An 18,397-nucleotide genomic window follows, 5' to 3' on the forward strand; every position below is an offset into this window, starting at 1 on the left:
AAGCGTTCATGGCTTTCATTCTCAGACCTGCCCCCACGGTACCCACGGTGGGTAATGACGCGGTTTTCTCTTCGTAGACGACGAACGGCCGGTCAGGCCGGACACGAAGATCGGGGGCCAAGGTGACCACAGTGACAGACCATAGAGCCGCAGGCACAGGGAAAAGCGCGCGTACGAAGGCATTGGCATATGACGAAATCGCCTTCGATGTCATCGCTCTGGACGCCGATCGCGCGCTGGCCCCGCACCGGATGATGCCGCCGCCGCAGGAGATCGCCGATCTCACCGCGCGGCTGGTCACCCATGGCGCTCGGCTGGTCTCGGTCGTCCAGCGCATCCCGGCGGCGGAGCACAGCGTGCGGGCGTCGGGCGCGCTGAAGGACTGGTACGACCTGTCCGGCGGCGGGCCCGGCGAGGGGGCGATGGCGCACTGGGTCCACATGCGCGCGCTGGCCCGGATGTGCCGCACGTTCATGGTTTTTCTCCACGAACGGGAAGGGCGCCGCCGGCCATGACGCCAGAAGGCAGGCAACAGGCGTGGTTCGTCGTCGCGGTCTGCGCGCTGGGGCTCACACTCGCCCTGGTCGTGGGGCTGCGGCTGTAGATCCGCGCCGGCCGGACGCGCCGAGCACTGACGGCGCACGGTGGCGGAGCGGGTTGTGCGCGGAGCGGTGGTGCGCACCTCGGTGGTGGTGCGTACCTCTGTGGTGCGCGCCTTTGTGGTGCCTGAAGCCGAGCGGGTGGGGGAGTTCCCACTCGGGGACGGTCCGATCCTAGAAGCGGCCGGTGGCTTCGGACAGTGGTGGTTCCGGCCCCTTTGGCGGGGCCGCGGTGAGGTCCGTACCGCCCCATCCGTTGAATTCGTCACCGGATGGGCAACTGGCACTGTCCCGGCGTGATTCGGGCCGGTATCGTCCTGTCGGGCGTGAGCACATGGGGACGCGGTACGGGGGTTCGCGGATCCATGAGGCTCATGGGGGGATGTGACCGGGGGGTCGAGAATTGAACGTTCCGCCGCGTGCCCGGTCCGACGGCGCGCAGGACGACGCACAGAGCGCTGTACGGAACGGCGCACAGAACGGTGTCCGGGACGGTGTCCGGCACGGCGAACGCGGTGCCGCGCACAACATCCGGGTGATCGCGCCAGGAGAGCTGTCCGAGGCGGACGCCGAGGTTTGGCGCGCTTTACGGGCCCGGTCCGGCGCGCCGGCCAACCCGTTCATGGAACCGGAGTTCACGCGCGCCGTGGGCCGGGTCCGGCCGTCCGCCCGCGTCGCCGTCCTCCGCGCGGATGATGGCGCCGACGGCGCGCACGGCAGCGGACCGGCCGGCTTCTTCCCGTACGAGAAGGGCCCGTTGGGCCACGGCCGGGCGATCGGCTTCGGCGTGTCCGACACTCAGGGCGCGGTGCTCCGCCCCGGGCTGGAACTGCCGACGGCCGCGCTGTTGCGGGCCTGTTCCCTCGCGGCCTGGGACTTCGACAACCTCGAGGCCGGGCAGGAACTGTTCGTCCCCGACGCCGCCGAAGAGTTCGAGTCGCCGGTCATCGAGCTCGGGGAGGGGTACGAGGCGTACGAAACGGGCCTGCGGGAACGCTCGCCGAAGTTCTACCGCACGACGACCGCGAAGGAACGCAAGCTCGGCCGCCGCGAGGGCGAGGTCAGGTTCGTCCTCGACGAACGGGACCCGGCCGCGCTGCGCACGCTCATGGCGTGGAAGTCGGCGCAGTACCGCAGGACGGGCCGCCGCGACCGGTTCGCCAAGGAGTGGATCAGCGACCTGGTGCGGCAGCTCGCCCACACCCGCGCGCCGGGCTGCTCCGGACTGCTCTCCGTGCTCTACGTGGCGGGGCGGCCCGTCGCCGCGCACTTCGGGCTGCGCTCGCGCACGGTCCTCTCGTGCTGGTTCCCGGCGTACGACCCCGAGTTCGCGAAGTTCTCGCCGGGGCTGATCCTGCATCTGCGGATGGCCGAGGCGGCGGCGCGGGAGGGCATCACGATGCTCGACCTGGGGCGCGGCTCCGCCGAGTACAAGGACGCGCTCAAGACGGGCTCGCTGCGGGTGTACGAGGGCTCGTCGGTACGGCCGGGGGCGCGCGCGGCGCTCTCCTGGCTGGCCCGTGAGCCCGCACGCCGGGCGCACGGCTTCGTACGGGACCGGCCCAAGCTGGCCGGGTACGCCCAGCGGGCGCTCAAACAGGTGGGCCGGCTGCGCGACAGGTGAGGGCGCGTGAGGGGCGCGAGGAGCGGAAGGGCGCGAAGGGCGCGAGGCCGGGGAAACGGGAGCGGACAGCCATGACGTACACACAGAGGGCGGCGAGCGCCGGGACCGCGCGCCTGCCCGAGTTGCCGCCGGTCGCCGTGGCCGATCTCGATCTCGACGGCCCCGGTGGGTCGGTGCTCGCGCTCCGGCCCGCACCAGGCGGCCCGCCCCTGGAGGCCGGGGACGTCTACGCGCTGGTGCGCTTCCGGGGCCGGCCGGTCGCCACCGTACGCGCACGGGTGCCGGCCGGGGGAGATCCGGCGCGCGTCCTCGTCGCGGCTTTCCGGGCGCAGTGGAACGACCAGGACGACCAGGACGGTAGCGGCCACCGGGACGGCAGAGACGACCGGGGCGGAGGAGGCCACCGGGGCGGGGGAGGCGGCCAAGGCGGTGGAGAAAGCAGGGGCGGTGGAGGAAGCAGGGGCGGCACGGAAGCGGCGGCCCCGACTCCGCCCCGTACCACCGTCGTCGTCGCCACCCGTGACGGCGCCGGGCGGCTCGCCGGGGCCCTCGACTCGCTCCTCGCCCAGGACCACCCGGACTACCGGGTCCTCGTCGTCGAGAACGTGCCGCGCACCACCGCCGTCCGCGAGCTCGTCGAGTCCCGCTACGCCGGCCGGGTCGACCTCGTCCAGGAACTCCGTCCCGGGCTGGCCGTCGCCCACAACCGCGGGCTCGCCTCCGCCGACGGCACGGTCGTGGCCTTCACCGACGACGACGTCGTCGCCGACCCGCACTGGCTGACGGCCCTCACCACGCCGTTCGCAACGGACCCCGGTCTCGGGTGTGTCACCGGCCTGATCCTGCCCGCCCGGTTGCGCACGCCGGCGCAGATCCTGCTGGAGAGCCACGGCGGCTTCGCCAAGGGATTCAGGCCCAGGCTCTACGACCCGGCCGGGCCGCCCGCCGGCGAACCGCTCTTCCCGTTCACGGCGGGCAGCTTCGGATCCGGCGCCAACATGGCCTTCCGGGCCGATGCCCTGCGGGCCGTCGGCGGGTTCGACCCGGCGACCGGCACGGGCACCCCGGCCAAGGGCGGCGACGACCTCTACGCCTTCGTACGGATCCTGTCCGCCGGCCACCGGCTGCGCTACACGCCGGAGGCGCTGATCTGGCACCACCACCGCGAGACCGCACGTGACCTGCGCAACCAGGCGTACGGCTACGGCGCCGGGCTGACCGCCTACCTCACCGCTGTCCTGGTCCGGCGGCCCGCGCTGCTGCCCGCCCTGCTGGCGAGACTCCCACGCGGACTCGCGCACGCCCGCGCGATCACGGCGCCGCGGGCGCACGCGAGCCGCACCGGTCCCAGTGGCGCCGACGCCGACAGCGGGAACAGCGATGGCAAGGGGCCAGACGGTACAGGGGGCGAGGGCACGGGGGCCGACGGCACGTGGGTGGCCGGTGCGCCGGGCGCGCACGGCGCTCAGAGCTACCCGTGGCCGCGCTCCCTCTCCCGGCTCGAGCGCCGGGGCATGCTGTACGGCCCGTTCGGTTACGCGCACGCGCGCGTGCGGGCATGGGCGCGCGAGAGCGGGAGACGGACATGAGAGCCCCTGATGCCTCCGCACGCGCCCTCCGCGCTCCCGGCGCGATACCGGTCCTCCTCTACCACGCGGTGATGGACGACCCGCCTTCCTGGATCGCCGAATTCACGGTCACGCCGAGGGACTTCGCCGCTCACCTGGACGCGATCGTGGCCGGTGGCCGCACCCCGATCACCGTCAGCACGCTCGCCTGCCACCTCCCGGCCGCCGTGCCGGGACACCGCACACACCGGCCGACGACGTTCCCTTCGGCACCGGAGACGTCTCCGTCTCTGTCTGCGTATCCGCCGACGCCGACGCCGACGCCGCCACCCGCACCGGCACCGCCGGCCGCGCCCCTGCCGCCCCGGCCCGTCGTCCTCACCTTCGACGACGGCTTCGCCGACCTCCCGGGTCCGACCGCCGAGGCGCTCGCCGCCCGCGCGCTGCCCGCCACCGCCTATCTGACCACCGGCGCCATCACGCCCGGCCGCACCAGCCTGCTGCCGCCCGCCCCGATGATGCGGCTCGCCCAGGCACCCGCCCTGGAGTCGTACGGCGTGGAGGTGGGCGCCCACACGGTCACGCACCCCCCGTTGGACACCCTCCGCCCGGCCGCTCTCCTTGGTGAACTCCGCGCGTCCAAACAGGCGCTGGAGGACACCCTGGGGCACGAAGTGGCACATCTGGCCTATCCGCACGGCTACAACAGCCGCGCCGTGCGCCGGGCCGCCGCGTCCGCCGGTTACTCCTCCGCCGTCGCCGTACGCCACGCGCTCAGCTCGGTACAGGACGAGCCGTACCGCATCGCCCGGCTCATCGTGCGCCGGCGCCACACCGTGGCCGACGTCGAGGCGTGGATGGCGGGCGCCCCCGCCCGGGGCGAGCGGGCCCGGGTCGCGCCCTTCCCGGACTCGCCGGCCACGCTGGGCTGGCGGCTCTACCGGAGCGCGCGCGCCCGCGTGCGCGGCCCGGAGTTCGCGGGATAGCGACGGCACCACCGGACAGGGTCCGATACCGGTCGCCTCTTCACAGGGCCCGATTCCGGCCACCACCCCGTACGGCCAACTCCCCTGCGCACCAAAGATGTACGAGAGCACCACAAACGCGAAGAGAGTTCCTATACTTTCCTATACCGCGCTTCAGGGGGACAGCGGCGTGACGGCCGCGACCACATCGGTGGGGGGAGTCGTGCCGTGCAGCAACGTGTGCCCTCGCCGGGCACGACGAGGAGCGGTGAGCCGTCCACCGCGCGCCCGCCCGACATCGATCCGGCGCGCGAGACGGCCGCCGGGTCGGGAGCGCCGCATCACCGGCCCGGGCACGGCCACGGACTCGGCCCCGGGGATCTCGTCGTCGCCCTCCTACGGCCCCAACTGCTCTTCTCCTGGCTGCCGCTCGCCGTGGCAGCGGCCCTGTGGACGTGGTCCTTACCCAGGATCGGGTTCCGTCACATGGGGGCCTTCGGCCTCCTCGACCGCTTCCCGATCGCCTTCTACGCCTCGTCGGCCGTGCTCTCGGCCGGCTTCCTCGTCAGCCTGCGCCGGGCCGGGACGGCTCCCTGGTGGCCGCTGACGTACTGCGTCACCATGCTGGTCGCGCTCAAGGCGCCCCCCGCGCTCCTCTACGACTCCGTCCGCTACGCGTGGGCGTCCAAGCACGAGGAGGTCATCGCCCGGCTGCTGGCCGAGGGCACCGTCGAACCCCGGCTGCGCCTGTCCGGCGGCATGTCCGCCTACGACCAGTGGCCCGGGTTCTTCTCGCTCAACGCGGCGCTGATCAGGGCCTTCGGTATCGAGGGCGCCGCCCCGTACATCAACTGGGCCCCCATCGTCCTCGGCGTCCTGACGCTGCCGGTGCTGGTGCTGATCTACCGCACCTTCACCGACGACTGGCGGCTGGTGTGGACCGCCGTCTGGATCTTCCAGCTGGCGAACTGGGTGGGGCAGGACTACCTCGCCCCGCAGGGCTTCTCCTATCTGCTCTTCCTGGCCGTCCTCGCCGTCGTGCTCCGCCACTTCGTGCGGCCCGGCTCCGCCGGAAGGCTGCGCGACCGCACCCGTCTCGACCCGGCGTCGGCCGCCGTACCGCCGCCCACGACCCGGCGCCAGCGGGCCGTCGCCCTCGCGATCACCGCCCCGCTCATCGCGGCCGTCAACGCCTCGCACCAGCTCACCCCCGTCATGCTCTGCATGACGCTGCTGGCGCTCTGCCTCACCCGTCGCCACCGCAACATCGGACTGCTCGTCGTCACCGGCGTCATCATGATCGTCTGGGATCTGACGATGGGGCGCGTCCTCTTCCTGGACACGCTGGCCACACTGCGCGACTCGGTGGGCGACCTGATGCGCAACTCCCGCGCCGGATACGCCGGTCAGCCGACCGGGCCGGGGCCCGAACTGGTCGGTACCGCCAACATCGCGATGGTGCTCGTGCTCGGCGGACTCGCGGTCACGGCCGTCCTGCTGCGCCGCGGGCTCGCGCGGGGCGCGCTGCCGCTGCTGCTGGCGGCCGCCGCGCCCGTACCGCTGTTCGCGGTGAACGACTACGGCGGCGAGATGCTGTTCCGGGTCTATCTCTTCGGGCTCCCCGGAACGGCGTTCTTCGCCGCGGCGGCCCTGGTCCCGGCCGCCGCCGGGACGGCCACGGCTCGGCGCGTGGCCAGGGCGACCGCCCGGGTGGCGCTGCCGCTCGCCCTGGTCGCGCTGCTGGCCGGCTTCCTGCCGTCGTACTACGGCAAGGAGAGCATGCAGTACGCGCCGCGCGGAGAGATCGAGCTGGTCAGGAGGGCGTACGACCGGGCGCCCGACGGCGCGCTGATCCTGGCGGCCACCGGTTCCTTCCCGGCCGCCTACTACCGCTACGACCACTACGAGCGCTGGTTCTTCACCGAGCAGGAGGTGCCGGAGAACCTGAGGATGCTCAAGGACCCCGCCGGCTATCTGAACGCGGGCATCGCGGCGGGCCGGCCGGCCTACGTGATCCTCACGCCGACCCAGGAAGAGGCCACGACCGGGGAGGGGTTCCTGCCGGTGGGCGGCTTCGCGCGGCTGACCACCGCGTTGAAGCGCTCGCCGTACTTCCGGACGGTGGAGGAGAGCCGGTACGGGCTCGTGCTCCAGCACGTGGAGAGCGCGCGGGTCACGGACACGGGCACGCCCGCGGACAGGAACGCGGTCACGGGCGCAGGCCCGGACACGGGCACGCCCGCGCGATGACGTACGCGACGTGCCGGCACCGCGAGACGCCTTGCCGGACGCGCCGACCGCACCACCACACGCACGAGACGCACGCGGAGGTCTGACGCCACCATGCCCGCCACCGAAACCGGCGCCCGCCCCCGGCGCTCGCCCCGCTCGTCCCGCCTGCTCCGGCCGAGCCGTCCCTGGCTCAGAGCCGTACTCGCGCTCTCCGGGTGGGCGGGCCTCGCGGCGACCGCGCTGCCCGGCGGCTCGCCCGCGCGCTGGATCCCCGTCCTGGTCTTCGTCGCCGTCGGCCCCGGCTGCGCGCTGCTGCTGCCGCAACCGCCGGCCGACCGGCTGCGGCCCGCCGCGCGGATGGAGGCTGTGGCACTGGCCGCGCCGCTGAGCCTGTCCCTCGCGACGCTCGACGCGACGGCCCTCCATCTGGTGGCGGGGTTCTCGGTGCCGCTCTTTCTGGGGTCGCTCGCGGCGTTCTGTACGGTCGCGGCGCTGCTGCCGGGGCTTCCCCTGCCCGCCGCCACGCGCGGCGCCGTCGAACGCGAGCGCCCCCGCGACGGACGGTCCGGAAGCCGGAACAGCGCCGTGAGCGACCGATGACGCGGCGGGGGGACAGGGGGGAGTGGCCGGCCCGGGGGCAGTCGTCGGCCCGGGGGGAGCAGCCTGCGTGGCGGGAGCGGGCGGCGCGGCGTCTGTCGGGTCTCCGGGCGCGGCGCGTTCCGCGGGCCCGCCGCGGCACGTACCTGGCCCTTGTCCTGGCCGCCGTGGGCGCGCTGCTCGCCGGGATCGGCGTCTGGCTGATCCGGGAGGAGGGGGCGGAGAACAAGGAGCCCGGCGCCGCGGGCACCGGGCTGCCCGGGAACGCCGCGTCCGGCTCGTACCCGGACGGCGAGTGCGCCCCCAGCGCGTCGCTGGAGCCCCGCTGCGGGGCCTGGTGGGGAGCGTATGTCCCGTACGCCCGGAGCGGTTCCCTCAAGGACGCGGTGCACGACTTCGAGGCCAGGATCGGGCGCGAGCTCGACCTCGTCTACAACTACCACGACATGTCCAACACCCCGCGCGACGGCGTCCTGCTCACCCCCGACGAACAGGAACTCGGCCGGGACCGGCTGCTGATGCTGGCCTGGGAGTCCACCGTATGGACCGAGCCGCACCACGAGAACTGGACGGAGACACAGCTCGGCTGGGCGAACGTGGCCGCCGGAAAGTTCGACGAGGAGATCATCGATCCGCAGGCTCGACGCCTCAAGGCGTACGGCAAGCGCGTGTTCCTCTCCTTCGACCAGGAGACCGACTTCCGTACCCCGGACGCGGGGACGCCGGAGGAGTTCGTCGCCGCGTACCGCCATGTCCGCGACCGCTTCGAGCGACTCGGCGTGGACAACGTGGTGTGGGTCTGGACGGTCTCCGGCTACCTGGGCAACGCCGGGCTGATGAAGGCGCTGTACCCGGGTGACGCGTACGTGGACTGGATCGGCATGGACCAGTACAACTACTACCTCTGCCACGACTCCGCCCGGTGGCTGGACTTCGACCGCAGTCAGCGCCCCTCGTACGAGTGGCTGCGCGCGAACATCACCGACGAGAAGCCCGTCATGCTCGCGGAGTTCAGCACGGCGCCGGACCCGGAACGGCCGGACCGGCAGCGCGACTGGTACCGGCGGATCCCGGAGGTCGCGCCGACGCTGCCGAGGGTGCGGGCGTACGTGCACTGGAACCGTCCCGTGCCGGGTGAGCACTGCGACCTGACCGTCAACGAGGGGCCGGCGCTGGAGGGTTACCGGGAGGCGGGCCGGGCCCCGTACTTCAACCAGCCCGTTCCGACCCGCTGACCCCGTCGTCGGCCGGCGGGGCGGCGAGGCGGCTGGGTGGCGGGGCGGCGGACGAGGCTGTCAGCGGGGCGGAACCACGGTCGCGGTGCCGGTGCCGGTGTCGGCGCCGGGCGCGGTGATGCCGTACGACCGTCCCCGCCCCGGCCACCAGCAGCAGCCCGGCCGCCACCCCCAGCCCCAACGGCAGGGCTGCCGCCGCGAACTCGTGCTGTGCCGCCCAGCCGGCCACGACGAGCACCCACAGCGCGCTCGACGCGACCCGGCCGTCCGTACGCGAAACTCGCAGCGCGACGGCGGCCGACACCAGGCAGAGCAGTTGCAGCACCACCGGCAGCAGGCGCACCAGGTGGTCCTGCGCCGTCAGGCCGTGGTGCGCCGTCAGGCCCCCGTGCCCGGCCGCGCCCGGCAGCCGGCCGAGGAGATCCATGGCCGCGCCGTGCCAGGGGCCCGACGCGCGGTCGGGCGGGACACCGAGCAGCGGCGGCGCGGTGTGCAGCGCCGCGAAAGTGATCAGCGGGACAATGGTCAGCAGCACGGGTCCTGGCCGGACGAGCGAGACGACCGCGCACTGCAGGACGATCAGCAGGATGCCCGCCACCAGCGTGAGCGGTGGCAGGAACGCCAGCAGCTCGGTGCCCGTCAGCTGATCGCGGCCGATGTCCACGGCCCGGACCAGCGGGGTCCAGAACAGCCCGGTGGCCAGCCCGAGCAGCAGCCACACCACGCTGATCGCCCGGCTCTCGTCCGGCGGCCCCTCGTGTGCGGGCCGGGCCGCCGGTGCGGGCAGGGGCGCGGGCAGGCCGAAGGACAGCGTCGGGGTGTCGCGGGCGCCGTCCAAGGAGGCGGCGCGCGCGGCCCAGGCGGTGCCGTACTCCTGGTCGTGGCCCGTGCCGTCCGCGGTGCCGCGCGCGGCTTCGTCCCTGGCTCCGTACCCGTACCCCGCTTCGTACCCCGCTCCGTTCCCGACTCCGTCCTCGGCCCGTCCGCGGGCGGCTCCCGTACGGCCCCTGTGCGCGGCCTTCCGCGCCCACTCGGTGCCGTACTCCTCGTCCGTCCACGCCGTTCGCGCCGCCCGGGGCGCCGGCGGTCGCCGTACGTGGCGGGCGGGCCCGCCGTCGCGCAGGGCCGAGCGCAGCCCCGGCGCCGCCACCAGCGCGATCAGAGTCATGGACAGCAGCATCGCCAGCCCGGCGCCGGAAATCCCGGCCGGACCGAGCAGGACCAGCGCGCCGCCGAGCACGAGCACGCACATGGCGCCCTGGAGCGCGGCGAGCATGCCCGTACGGCCCTGGACGCGCAGCACCCCGATGTACAGCTCGACCACGACCCGGGGCAGGGCGGCGGCGGCCAGCAGGCGCAGCACCGTCGTGCCGTGGCGTGCGTAGTCGGCGCCGAACGGCGCGAGCACCTGCGGCGCGAAGATCACCAGCACCAGGACCACCGGCACCAGCAGGACCGCCATCCGGCGCAGCGCCCCGCGCACCCCCTCGGCGAGCTTGCCCGGGCTGTGCGAGGCGTGCGCGGTCAGGGAGGAGGCCATGTTGATGGCCATGAACTCCATCGTGCCGCCGACGGTGTACGCCGTGTAGAAGAAGGCGTTGTGCGCGGCGTCGAAGCGGACGGCGACCAGTACTGGCAGCAGGTTGATCATCGCCAGGCTGAACAGCGCGCCGACCGAGTCCCCGGCGAGGAACCGCCCGATCTCGCGCAGCCGGGGCGGCTCACGGTCGTGGTCGGCGGCGGCCTGCCGGGGGATGAGCCGGCGGAAGACGAGCCAGCCGAGCGGCAGCACGGACAGGGCGATGGCCGCGGCCCAGGAGACGAACACGCCGAGGACGGGCAGCGCCGTGGCGAACACGACGAGCAGCAGCAGCTTTCCGAGGGAGAACACGGCGTTGCCGACCGGTACCCAGAAGGCTTTCCGCAGGCCGGTCAGGACCCCGTCCTGGAGCGTGAGCAGCGCCCAGGCCACGCAGGAGGCGGTGAAGAGGACACCGGCCGTGACCCCGCCGAGCGGCGCGTAGGACGGCCCCCACAGGTCCAGGGTGAACAGGAAGACGGCACACGCGAGGCACACCACCAGCGAACTGACCGCGTACGCGCGCCACACCAGCGGACCGGTGGCGCGGCCGGCCCTGGGCACGTAGCGGACCACCGCGCCGATCATGGTGGTGGCGGTGAGGGAGGCGAGGAGCCGCATGGCCGCGATGGCGGCCGAGCCCTGGCCGACCGCCTCCTCGGTGTAGTAGCGGGCGGCGACCAGCCAGAATCCCAGGCCGAGGGCGGCGGAGACGCCGGTGGAGACCATCAGGGCGTAGGCGTTGCGGAACATGGGGTCCCCGCCGCCGGACCGTTTCCGCACGGTCTCCAGCCCTCGTCGGGGCGCGGGCACGGCGGCGCCCGTGCCGGTGTCGGCGCCGGGTGCCGCCGCGGGGTGACCGGGGCCGTGTAACCGGGTGATGTCAGCCACCGGTGCCGCCGGTGCCGCCGGTGCCGCCGGTGCCGCCGGTGTCGCGGGTGCCACGGGTGTTGCTCGAAGCACCTCTCGTGCCGCTCGTGCTGTCGCTCGTCTCCGGTGGGGTCGTCGGCCGGATGCCGGCGGCGCGGAGGATGCCGATCACCTGATCCGCCTGGTGAGGGTCGACCGGCAGCGCGTGGCGCGCGAACCAGGCGGCGCCCTCGGGGGCGGGCGACGGATCGGTGAACGCCTCGCCCGCGTAGGCGTCGAGCGGCGGATCGTAGAGATAGCCGGTGGTGATCCGGTGCCGGGCGAGGGCGGCGACGGCCGCGTCACGGTCCTCGACCAGGAGGGGAACGCGGAAGAGGGGCTGTCCCTCCCCCTCCCCTGGGCCCGCCCCCGCAGCGGCCCCCGCAGCGGCCCACGGACTGGCGAGCAGCCGCCGCGTCCCGCTCCGGTGGACTGCGAGCCGTTCGTCGAGTCCGGCCAGGAGCCGCGCCGTTCGTCGCAGGCGCATCCGGCTCGGCCGGAGCCGGTAGTCGTGCATGTCGACCCGCACCCAGGAGTGGAACCCGTCAAGGCCCGGCGCCGTTCCCAGGGCCCGTGCCAGCTCGCCGGGCCGCAGCGGCATCCGGATCCCCTGCCGCTCCTCCCGCCCCAGCAGCCGCAGCGTCGCGTGAGCGGCGCGGGCGAGCCGCAGCCCGCGCACCCCCGCCTCCGCGTACGGCCGCAGGGCGTACGCGAGGTCGGCCGTGAGCCGCGACGGGACGAGCAGCGCGTCCCGCTCCGCCTCCAACTCCGCCCGCGAACCCGGATCCGCGACCGCGAGGAAACCGCCGGTCTTCGCGCCCACGTGCTTCGACAGGCTGAACACCGAGGCGGCACCGAACGTCCCGACCGGGCGGCCCCCGACCCGGCTGCCGATGGCGTGCGCGGCGTCCTCGATCAGCGGGACGCCCGACGCCTCGCAGCGGGCGCGCAGCTCGGGCGCGGGATCGGGATTGCCGTACAGATTGGTCGTGAGCACGCACGACAGCGAGCGCCACACGGACTCCGGCACGCCGGCCGGGTCGACGGTCCCGTCCCACGGACGCAGGGGTGCCTGTACCGGACGCAGCCCGGCGGCCAGGACGACGAAGAAGATCACGTCGTCGTTGACCGGGGACATCAGCACCCGCCCGCCCGGTGGACACCAGTGCCGCAGCGCCACGTACAGCCCGAGGCGGCAGGACGGCACGTACAGGCACTCCCTGCCGAGCCGGCGGCGCATGGACATCTCCAACGCCGCGTACGCCGAACCCTCCGCCGGGCAGCCCTCCCCAAGAGCCATACCGCTTCCCCCTGCTTCCCCTGCCCCGGCTCAATGTGTCCCATATGGGACGAGCCGTCAACAACGCCTCGGAGGACCGGGGCGAGGCCGTCGTCGGGGCACGCCGACGTCGTCGACGGGTCCCGAGGGTCCCGACCCCGCCGCGCGGCCGACGGCCCGCACCGCTACTCTCAGCCGGATGATCGTCCGCCGTCCGTTGCCGCCCCCGCCTCCCGAGGACCCCCACGCCTGGCCCGACCGGGAATCGATGCTGGCGGACCGGGCCGCGGTCCTCACCGAGCTGACCAGGCGCCGGCTGGCGGCCGGCCGGCTGGTGCTGCTCTGGCTGACCGGACTGGCCGCCGCCGTCGGCTGGGCGGCGGCGGGGCTGGCGGTGCGCAGCCTCGAAGTCGGCGGCCTGAACCTGCCGACCGCGCTGGCGGCGCTGGTGCTGGCGGCGGTGCTGCTGGCGGTGGCGGGCGTCGGGCTGGACTTCTGGCTGCGTCAGGGGCGTGTCGTAAGGGAACGCCTGGAGGCATGGGCCGACCTCGCCCGGGACCCCGCGACGGACGTCCGCGCGCGGGCGCGGCGGCGGTACGTGACCTGGCTGGTGGTCTCGCTCGCGCTGTGCGCGGTCGGGGCCTGGATGCTGTTCCATCTCGTGGCGCCGGGAGCGGACGCGGGCGTCGGAGCCGCCGCCGGCACCGTGCCGGGAGCCGGTTCCGTGTCCGGAACCGGTAGCGCCCTCGTTCCCGACCGGGAACCGGGCGCACCGGCGGAAGCGGACTTTGGGGGCCTCGGCGGGACGGTCTACGTGCTGGGGTGGTCGGTCACCTGCCTGATCACCGGCCTGCTGGGCGTCGCCCGGTCCGTGGGGCACCAGCACTGGTCGGAACGGCTGCTGAGCGCGGTGCCCGAGCGCTGGGGCGGTGGCGCGCACCGCTGACGAGGGTACGGGTCCGTTGACGCGGGTACGGGTCCGTCGCTTCGGTACCGGCCCTTCGCTTCGGTACGGGACCTCGGCTTCGGTAGGCCGTTCCCCATGGGCGGCTCTCCTCACCGCCCCCTGTCACGGCGCTCGGCCTCCGGTTCCATGAGCCGTACGGCGACGGTGGCCGGCCAGCCACTGGGGGTGTACGGGGCCGGCGGGGCCACCTCCATGCCCAGCTCGGTGACGGCCACGGCGTGGTCGGTCTCGCCGAGGGGCAGGGCCAGCAGTTCGTGCAGTTCCCCCGCCAGCGCGGCGACGAGGTCGGGGTGGGTGCCGGCCAGGTAGTCACGAAGGGCGGCGTCGTGGTCCGCGAACTCGGCCGGCATGGCCTGGGAGAACCAGCACCCGAGGAACTGCCCCAGCTCCGGGAAGCGCGCGTGCCACTCCCAGTGCGTCCGAGGTGTCGCGGGCGGCGGGGCCTGCCCGGTCGTGACGCTCTGTTCGACGCGCTCGGCGAGGGCCAGGAGCCAGGGCCGGATCTCGTCGTCGGGCAGCCCGACATCGGGTACGGGGATGTCCGCGAGGTCGCCGCCGGACGCGGCGCACTCCCGTAGCTGCCGCCCGGCCACCGCGAGGGCCCAGGGCCGGGTACGCCAGGTGTGCCGCAGGTACGCGGTCAGGGCCTCCTCGTCCTGGGCGAGCCGGCCCAGGTGGGCGCCGACGACCTGGTCCAGTTCGCCGTACGCGCGGTCGTGTTCGAGTGGTCCGAGGGGCATGGACGGCTCCGGAACCGGTCAGAGGCGGACGGGAAAGGACGCGTGGACGGCGAAGCCGCGCGGTTGCGCGGAGTCACGGCGGAGGACGACCCGCGCCGCCCGGACCGCGCGCGCCTCTCCCGCGATCCGCACGTGACCGACGGGCGCGTCCCGGGACGGCCAGGCGGCCTCAACGGCCAGTCGCCCCCGGTCGGTCCGGGCGAGCCAGCGGCGGATGGCCTGCTCATGGCCGGCCAGCACCTGACGGGTCGCCCACTCGGCCGTCTCCGGGTCGGTATAGGCGGCGGATCGTTCTCGCACAGTCGGTTGCCTCGCTCTCGACGGTTCCGCATTCCCCCGGATCGACGCCGCCCAATCCCGCTGGTCGCTATTCGGCGCGGTTGCACACCGTCGGCCGTACCGCGGCCGGGTGGCCGATCAGCATGGCCGGCGCGCCCGCGACACGGGTGAGGAAGACGGTCGCGGCGTTCGGGCCCTTGAGCTTCATGCGGCGGCGCAGTTCCTCCGGTTCCACCGCCGAGCCGCGCTTCTTGACCGTCAGTACGCCGACTTCGCGTTCACGCAGCAGCGCCTTCAGTTTCTTGAGGCCGAAGGGGAGTTCGTCGGTGATCTCGTAGGCGGTGGCGTACGGGGTGGCGCGCGCCTCGTCGGCGGTGATGTACGCGATCGTCTCGTCGAGGAGCCCGCCGTTCAGTTCCTCCGCCACCTCCGCCACCAGATGCGCGCGGATCACGGCTCCGTCGGGCTCGTACAGGAATCGGCCCGGCCCGCGCACCGGCGGGTCCGGCAGACCCCGGGAGGTGAGCGTGGCGCCCGAGGGGAGGAGCGTGGCGCGCCGGGTGCCGCCGACGACGGCACCGGGTACCTCCGGCGCCCCGGCGGGCGCGAAGGTGTCCGGCCGGCCCCCCGCGTGCGCCTGCGCCGCCTGGCCACTCGGGTCCGCCTGCGCCGCCCGTGCCGCCCGGCCGTCGTGCCAGAGCACCGCCTCCTTGACATCTCCGCCGTCGGAGATCCACTCGGCCTCGAAGTCGTCGGGGACCAGCTCGTGCGGGATTCCCGGGGCGATCTTGATGGCACCCAGACCTGTCCGGCGTACCGCGTCGACCGCCCAGGACAGCGGTGGAGAGTACGCCTCCGGGTCGAAGATCCGGCCCCGTCCGCCGCGCCGCGCGGGGTCGACGAAGAGGGCATGGGGCGCCGTCCCGCCCGGTTCCGGGAGTTCCGTCTCGCGGACGTCCTGGCAGCGGACCGTCGGTGACGGCGCGTCGGGGGCCAGCGTGCGCACATTGGTCAGCGCGATCTCGCAGGTCAGCGGGTCGAGATCGACACCCGTCACGGCGAACCCGGCGCGGGCCAGCTCGATCGCGTCCCCGCCGATGCCGCAGCAGAGGTCCAGGACTGCGGCCCCCGCCTCCGGGGCGATGCCGCGCAGCCGCGCTGCCCGGTGGGCGGCGACGGCGGTCCGGGTCGACTGTTCGACGCCGTGCGGCGTGAAGTACATGCGGTCGGCGTCCCGGGCGCCGAACTTGGCCGCCCCGCGCTGCCGCAGCCGCGCCTGGGCCAGTGCCGCCGACACCAGCTCGGCCGGGTGGTCCCGGCGCAGCCGGGTGGCGACGGCGAGTTCCCGGGCCGGGTCGTAGTCGCGCAGTTCGGCCAGGAGGGCCTGGCCCTTGGGGGAGAGCAGGGGCGCGAGGTGCGGGAGGTGAGGGGCGGGAGCGCGGTCGTTCACCCGCCCCATTGTGAGCCAGTTGTGAGCCGGGCGGGGGACGGTGCGCCGCGGACAGCGGTGTCGTACGGCTGACGAAGGACCGGCGCTGACAAGATGCGGCGCCATGCGACTAGTACGACAAAAAGAAAAAATGACATCGAAGGTGATGGTTCGCAGGGCCCAGCGGGCCGTCTTCCCAGCCTCCACCTCCACCTCCGCGTCCGCCTCCACCTCCGCCCCGGCCGCTCCCGTGGTCCCCGTCGTCCCCGTCGTCCCCGTCGTCCCTGCCGTGCTCGCGGCGCTGCTCGTCGCCGCGCTCGGCTCCGGATGTTCCGCCGGTTCCGGCGAACCGGGCGGCCACGCCTCCGCCAAGCCCGCCCACGGTCAGGAGGCGGCCCACAAGCCGGGCTCCGCCGCCGCGCGCGCCGCGTACGCCGAGAAAGTGCGCCGTACGCAGGCCGCGCGCGCCGTGGCGGCCAAGAAGTGGGGGCTCGCCAAGACCCCGCTCGCCGCTCCGCCTCCGCCGGCCGTCAAGCCGAAGATCACCACGCGGAAGGGGTTCGAGGTCGAGGGCGGTGAGAACCTCCCGCCCGTCTTCACCACCGTGCCGGTGAAGGGCAAGAAGGTCGTCTTCCTGACCATCGACGACGGTTCGGAGAAGGACCCCGAGCTGCTGCGGATGATGAGCGAGCTGAAGATCCCGTACACCGCCTTCCTGAGCGACTACGTCATCAACGACGACTACGGGTACTTCAAGCAGATGCGGGACCGCGGGGTGACCCTCAACAACCACACCCTCAACCACCCGTACATGCCCGGCCTCTCGTACGACGAGCAGAAGTACGAGATCTGCGGTCAGCAGAAGGTGCTGCAGAAGCAGTACGGGAAGAGGCCCGTCCTCTTCCGTCCGCCGTTCGGCAACTACAACGTGGACACCCTGCGCGCCGCGAAGGCGTGCGGCATCAAGGCGGCGCCGATCTGGGCGGCCGAGGCGTTCCCCGACCACATGGAGTGGCGCGAGTGGGACCGCGACATGCACCCGGGCGACATCATCCTCACGCACTTCCGCGGGTCCGACGAGTGGAACGGATCCATGACCGACATGGTCCGGCACGTGATGAAGGTGATCACGGACAAGGGGTACGCCGTGGGCCGGCTGGAGGACTACGTATGAGCCCCGCGCACCGGCTGCTGGCCGGGGTGCTGGCAGCCGGTGCGCTCCTGACCGCCGGCTGCGCGCAGTCGGTGGACCCGATCGAACGGCTCGGGCGCAAGGCGGCGCAGCGGATGAGCCCGCACGCCCCGCTCCCCGCGCCGGCTCCGGCGCCCGCGCCGTCCGGCCGCGCGCCGGCGCTCCCCGGCCCGCCGGCCGAGCGGTCCGCGGTCCGGCTGCCGGTCGTTCACCGGCCCGGGGCGGGCCGCCCGGCGACCGCGCCGGGCGCCGCTCGTCGGCCCGCCTGCGACCGGGCCGACGAGCGGTCACCCGTACGGCCGCCCGTCCGGCGGCGGCCATCACGGCGGGAGGGGGACCGTCCGGGCGCCCGTGGGCGGATGCCGCACGTGCCGCCCTCGTCGTCCCCGCGGGCCCGGCACTGCCCCCGCCCGTACGACCGCCCGTCCGCCGGGCGGTATGACGGCGACAGGCCGGGTGCGCCGTACGCGACCTGTCAGGGCGCGACGCGTTCCGGCGGGACGTATTCCGGCGCCGGCGCGACGTATCGAGGGCGACGGGCCGGGCGCGACACGCCCGGGGAGGGGCCGCACACGCCGCCACACCGGCGCACATTGGCACTCCGCTTGACCGAGTGCTAATCGCGGTCATAGTCTCAGGCTTGGCACTCCCCGGTGGAGAGTGCCAAAACGAGCGACGGGCAGGTCCGGCACCCGCGACGACGGATCGACCTGGTCGCCACCCTCAGACAATTGACCCCGTGAGATCTCCGAAGGGGGAGGTCGGATCGTGACGACCGCCAGCACCAAGGTTGCCATCAAGCCGCTTGAGGACCGCATCGTGGTCCAGCCGCTCGACGCCGAGCAGACCACGGCCTCTGGCCTGGTTATCCCGGACACCGCCAAGGAGAAGCCCCAGGAGGGCGTCGTCCTGGCCGTCGGTCCGGGCCGCTTCGAGAACGGCGAGCGTCTCCCGCTCGACGTCTCCGTCGGCGATGTCGTTCTGTACAGCAAGTACGGCGGCACCGAGGTGAAGTACAGCGGCGAGGAGTACCTCGTCCTCTCGGCTCGCGACGTGCTCGCGATCATCGAGAAGTAGGCCGGACGGCTGGGGGACGCCCCCAGCAGCTCCGGATCCAATTTTTGCTTGTGAACTGCGCCCCTGGCCCCCCTGCGACAGCCGGGCGGACGGGGGCGCAGCTCATAGGAGCGGTAGCGGTCGCCA

Annotated in this window: 15 protein-coding genes; 10 read left to right on the forward strand and 5 right to left on the reverse strand. The window is 73.8% G+C overall.

Features of this window, described 5'->3' with window-relative positions; all coding sequences use genetic code 11:
• Positions 1-182: 182 nt before the first annotated feature.
• The 7 genes from ACU6P3_RS20580 (at position 183) to ACU6P3_RS20610 (ending at position 8,820) form a co-directional block, all read left to right on the forward strand.
• A complete protein-coding gene (locus tag ACU6P3_RS20580; protein ID WP_447193569.1) occupies positions 183-515 on the forward strand; it encodes a DUF6415 family natural product biosynthesis protein in 333 nt (110 codons plus the stop codon).
• 613 nt (positions 516-1,128) lie between these two features.
• Complete coding sequence (locus ACU6P3_RS20585) at positions 1,129-2,223, forward strand: GNAT family N-acetyltransferase (protein WP_447197986.1); 1,095 nt, start codon at positions 1,129-1,131, stop codon at positions 2,221-2,223.
• 71 nt (positions 2,224-2,294) lie between these two features.
• Entirely contained in the window at positions 2,295-3,812 is a 1,518-nt protein-coding gene (locus ACU6P3_RS20590; protein ID WP_447193570.1) for a glycosyltransferase family 2 protein, read from the forward strand.
• Positions 3,809-4,777 carry a polysaccharide deacetylase family protein gene (locus tag ACU6P3_RS20595; protein WP_447193571.1) on the forward strand — a complete coding sequence of 323 codons (969 nt, stop codon included), beginning with the start codon at positions 3,809-3,811 and terminating at the stop codon, positions 4,775-4,777. The genes ACU6P3_RS20590 and ACU6P3_RS20595 overlap by 4 nt, the downstream gene beginning before the upstream one ends.
• A 207-nt stretch (positions 4,778-4,984) precedes the next feature.
• Positions 4,985-7,006 (forward strand): hypothetical protein, encoded by a 2,022-nt coding sequence (locus ACU6P3_RS20600; protein ID WP_447193572.1) that lies wholly within the window; start codon positions 4,985-4,987, stop codon positions 7,004-7,006.
• A 93-nt stretch (positions 7,007-7,099) separates the two neighbouring features.
• Positions 7,100-7,588, forward strand: coding sequence for a hypothetical protein (locus tag ACU6P3_RS20605; protein WP_447193573.1), 489 nt, complete (start codon positions 7,100-7,102; stop codon positions 7,586-7,588).
• A 164-nt stretch (positions 7,589-7,752) separates the two neighbouring features.
• On the forward strand, positions 7,753-8,820 hold the full coding sequence (locus ACU6P3_RS20610; protein WP_447193574.1) for a glycoside hydrolase family 26 protein: 1,068 nt from the start codon (positions 7,753-7,755) through the stop codon (positions 8,818-8,820).
• Here the strand turns inward: ACU6P3_RS20610 and ACU6P3_RS20615 are convergent.
• Entirely contained in the window at positions 8,795-11,290 is a 2,496-nt protein-coding gene (locus ACU6P3_RS20615; protein WP_447193575.1) for a lipopolysaccharide biosynthesis protein, read from the reverse strand. The two genes, ACU6P3_RS20610 and ACU6P3_RS20615, sit on opposite strands and share 26 nt — an antisense overlap.
• A complete protein-coding gene (locus tag ACU6P3_RS20620) occupies positions 11,283-12,608 on the reverse strand; it encodes a DegT/DnrJ/EryC1/StrS family aminotransferase (RefSeq protein WP_447193576.1) in 1,326 nt (441 codons plus the stop codon). The genes ACU6P3_RS20615 and ACU6P3_RS20620 overlap by 8 nt, the downstream gene beginning before the upstream one ends.
• A 178-nt stretch (positions 12,609-12,786) precedes the next feature.
• On the opposite strand from ACU6P3_RS20620, the gene ACU6P3_RS20625 reads away from it, so the two are divergent.
• A complete protein-coding gene (locus ACU6P3_RS20625) occupies positions 12,787-13,533 on the forward strand; it encodes a hypothetical protein (protein ID WP_447193577.1) in 747 nt (248 codons plus the stop codon).
• Between the two features lie 110 nt (positions 13,534-13,643).
• On the opposite strand, the gene ACU6P3_RS20630 is transcribed toward ACU6P3_RS20625, so the two are convergent.
• From ACU6P3_RS20630 to ACU6P3_RS20640, 3 genes are read right to left on the reverse strand one after another with little or no spacing between them, the layout of a single operon-like run.
• Entirely contained in the window at positions 13,644-14,294 is a 651-nt protein-coding gene (locus tag ACU6P3_RS20630; protein ID WP_447193578.1) for a contact-dependent growth inhibition system immunity protein, read from the reverse strand.
• An 18-nt stretch (positions 14,295-14,312) separates the two neighbouring features.
• Positions 14,313-14,636, reverse strand: coding sequence for an RNase A-like domain-containing protein (locus tag ACU6P3_RS20635; protein ID WP_447197987.1), 324 nt, complete (start codon positions 14,634-14,636; stop codon positions 14,313-14,315).
• A 25-nt stretch (positions 14,637-14,661) separates the two neighbouring features.
• Positions 14,662-16,032 (reverse strand): class I SAM-dependent methyltransferase, encoded by a 1,371-nt coding sequence (locus ACU6P3_RS20640; RefSeq protein WP_447193579.1) that lies wholly within the window; start codon positions 16,030-16,032, stop codon positions 14,662-14,664.
• Between the two features lie 259 nt (positions 16,033-16,291).
• Between ACU6P3_RS20640 and ACU6P3_RS20645 the strand changes: the two genes are divergently transcribed.
• Both ACU6P3_RS20645 and groES read left to right on the forward strand, forming a co-directional pair.
• Positions 16,292-17,176: a polysaccharide deacetylase family protein gene (locus tag ACU6P3_RS20645; protein ID WP_030747397.1), complete on the forward strand. Its 885-nt coding sequence runs from the start codon at positions 16,292-16,294 to the stop codon at positions 17,174-17,176.
• 786 nt (positions 17,177-17,962) lie between these two features.
• On the forward strand, positions 17,963-18,271 hold the full coding sequence (groES, locus tag ACU6P3_RS20650; RefSeq protein WP_023539274.1) for a co-chaperone GroES: 309 nt from the start codon (positions 17,963-17,965) through the stop codon (positions 18,269-18,271).
• Positions 18,272-18,397: the final 126 nt, after the last annotated feature.

This window comes from Streptomyces hebeiensis (genome assembly GCF_052983195.1).

Bases quoted from the DNA above. Each gene is read 5' to 3' on its own strand.
- ACU6P3_RS20590 (WP_447193570.1), top strand. From the start codon at position 2,295: ATGACGTACACACAGAGGGCGGCGAGCGCCGGGACCGCGCGCCTGCCC.
- ACU6P3_RS20595 (WP_447193571.1), top strand. From the start codon at position 3,809: ATGAGAGCCCCTGATGCCTCCGCACGCGCCCTCCGCGCTCCCGGCGCG.
- ACU6P3_RS20605 (WP_447193573.1), top strand. From the start codon at position 7,100: ATGCCCGCCACCGAAACCGGCGCCCGCCCCCGGCGCTCGCCCCGCTCG.
- ACU6P3_RS20620 (WP_447193576.1), bottom strand. From the start codon at position 12,608: ATGGCTCTTGGGGAGGGCTGCCCGGCGGAGGGTTCGGCGTACGCGGCG.
- ACU6P3_RS20625 (WP_447193577.1), top strand. From the start codon at position 12,787: ATGATCGTCCGCCGTCCGTTGCCGCCCCCGCCTCCCGAGGACCCCCAC.
- ACU6P3_RS20630 (WP_447193578.1), bottom strand. From the start codon at position 14,294: ATGCCCCTCGGACCACTCGAACACGACCGCGCGTACGGCGAACTGGAC.
- ACU6P3_RS20640 (WP_447193579.1), bottom strand. From the start codon at position 16,032: ATGGGGCGGGTGAACGACCGCGCTCCCGCCCCTCACCTCCCGCACCTC.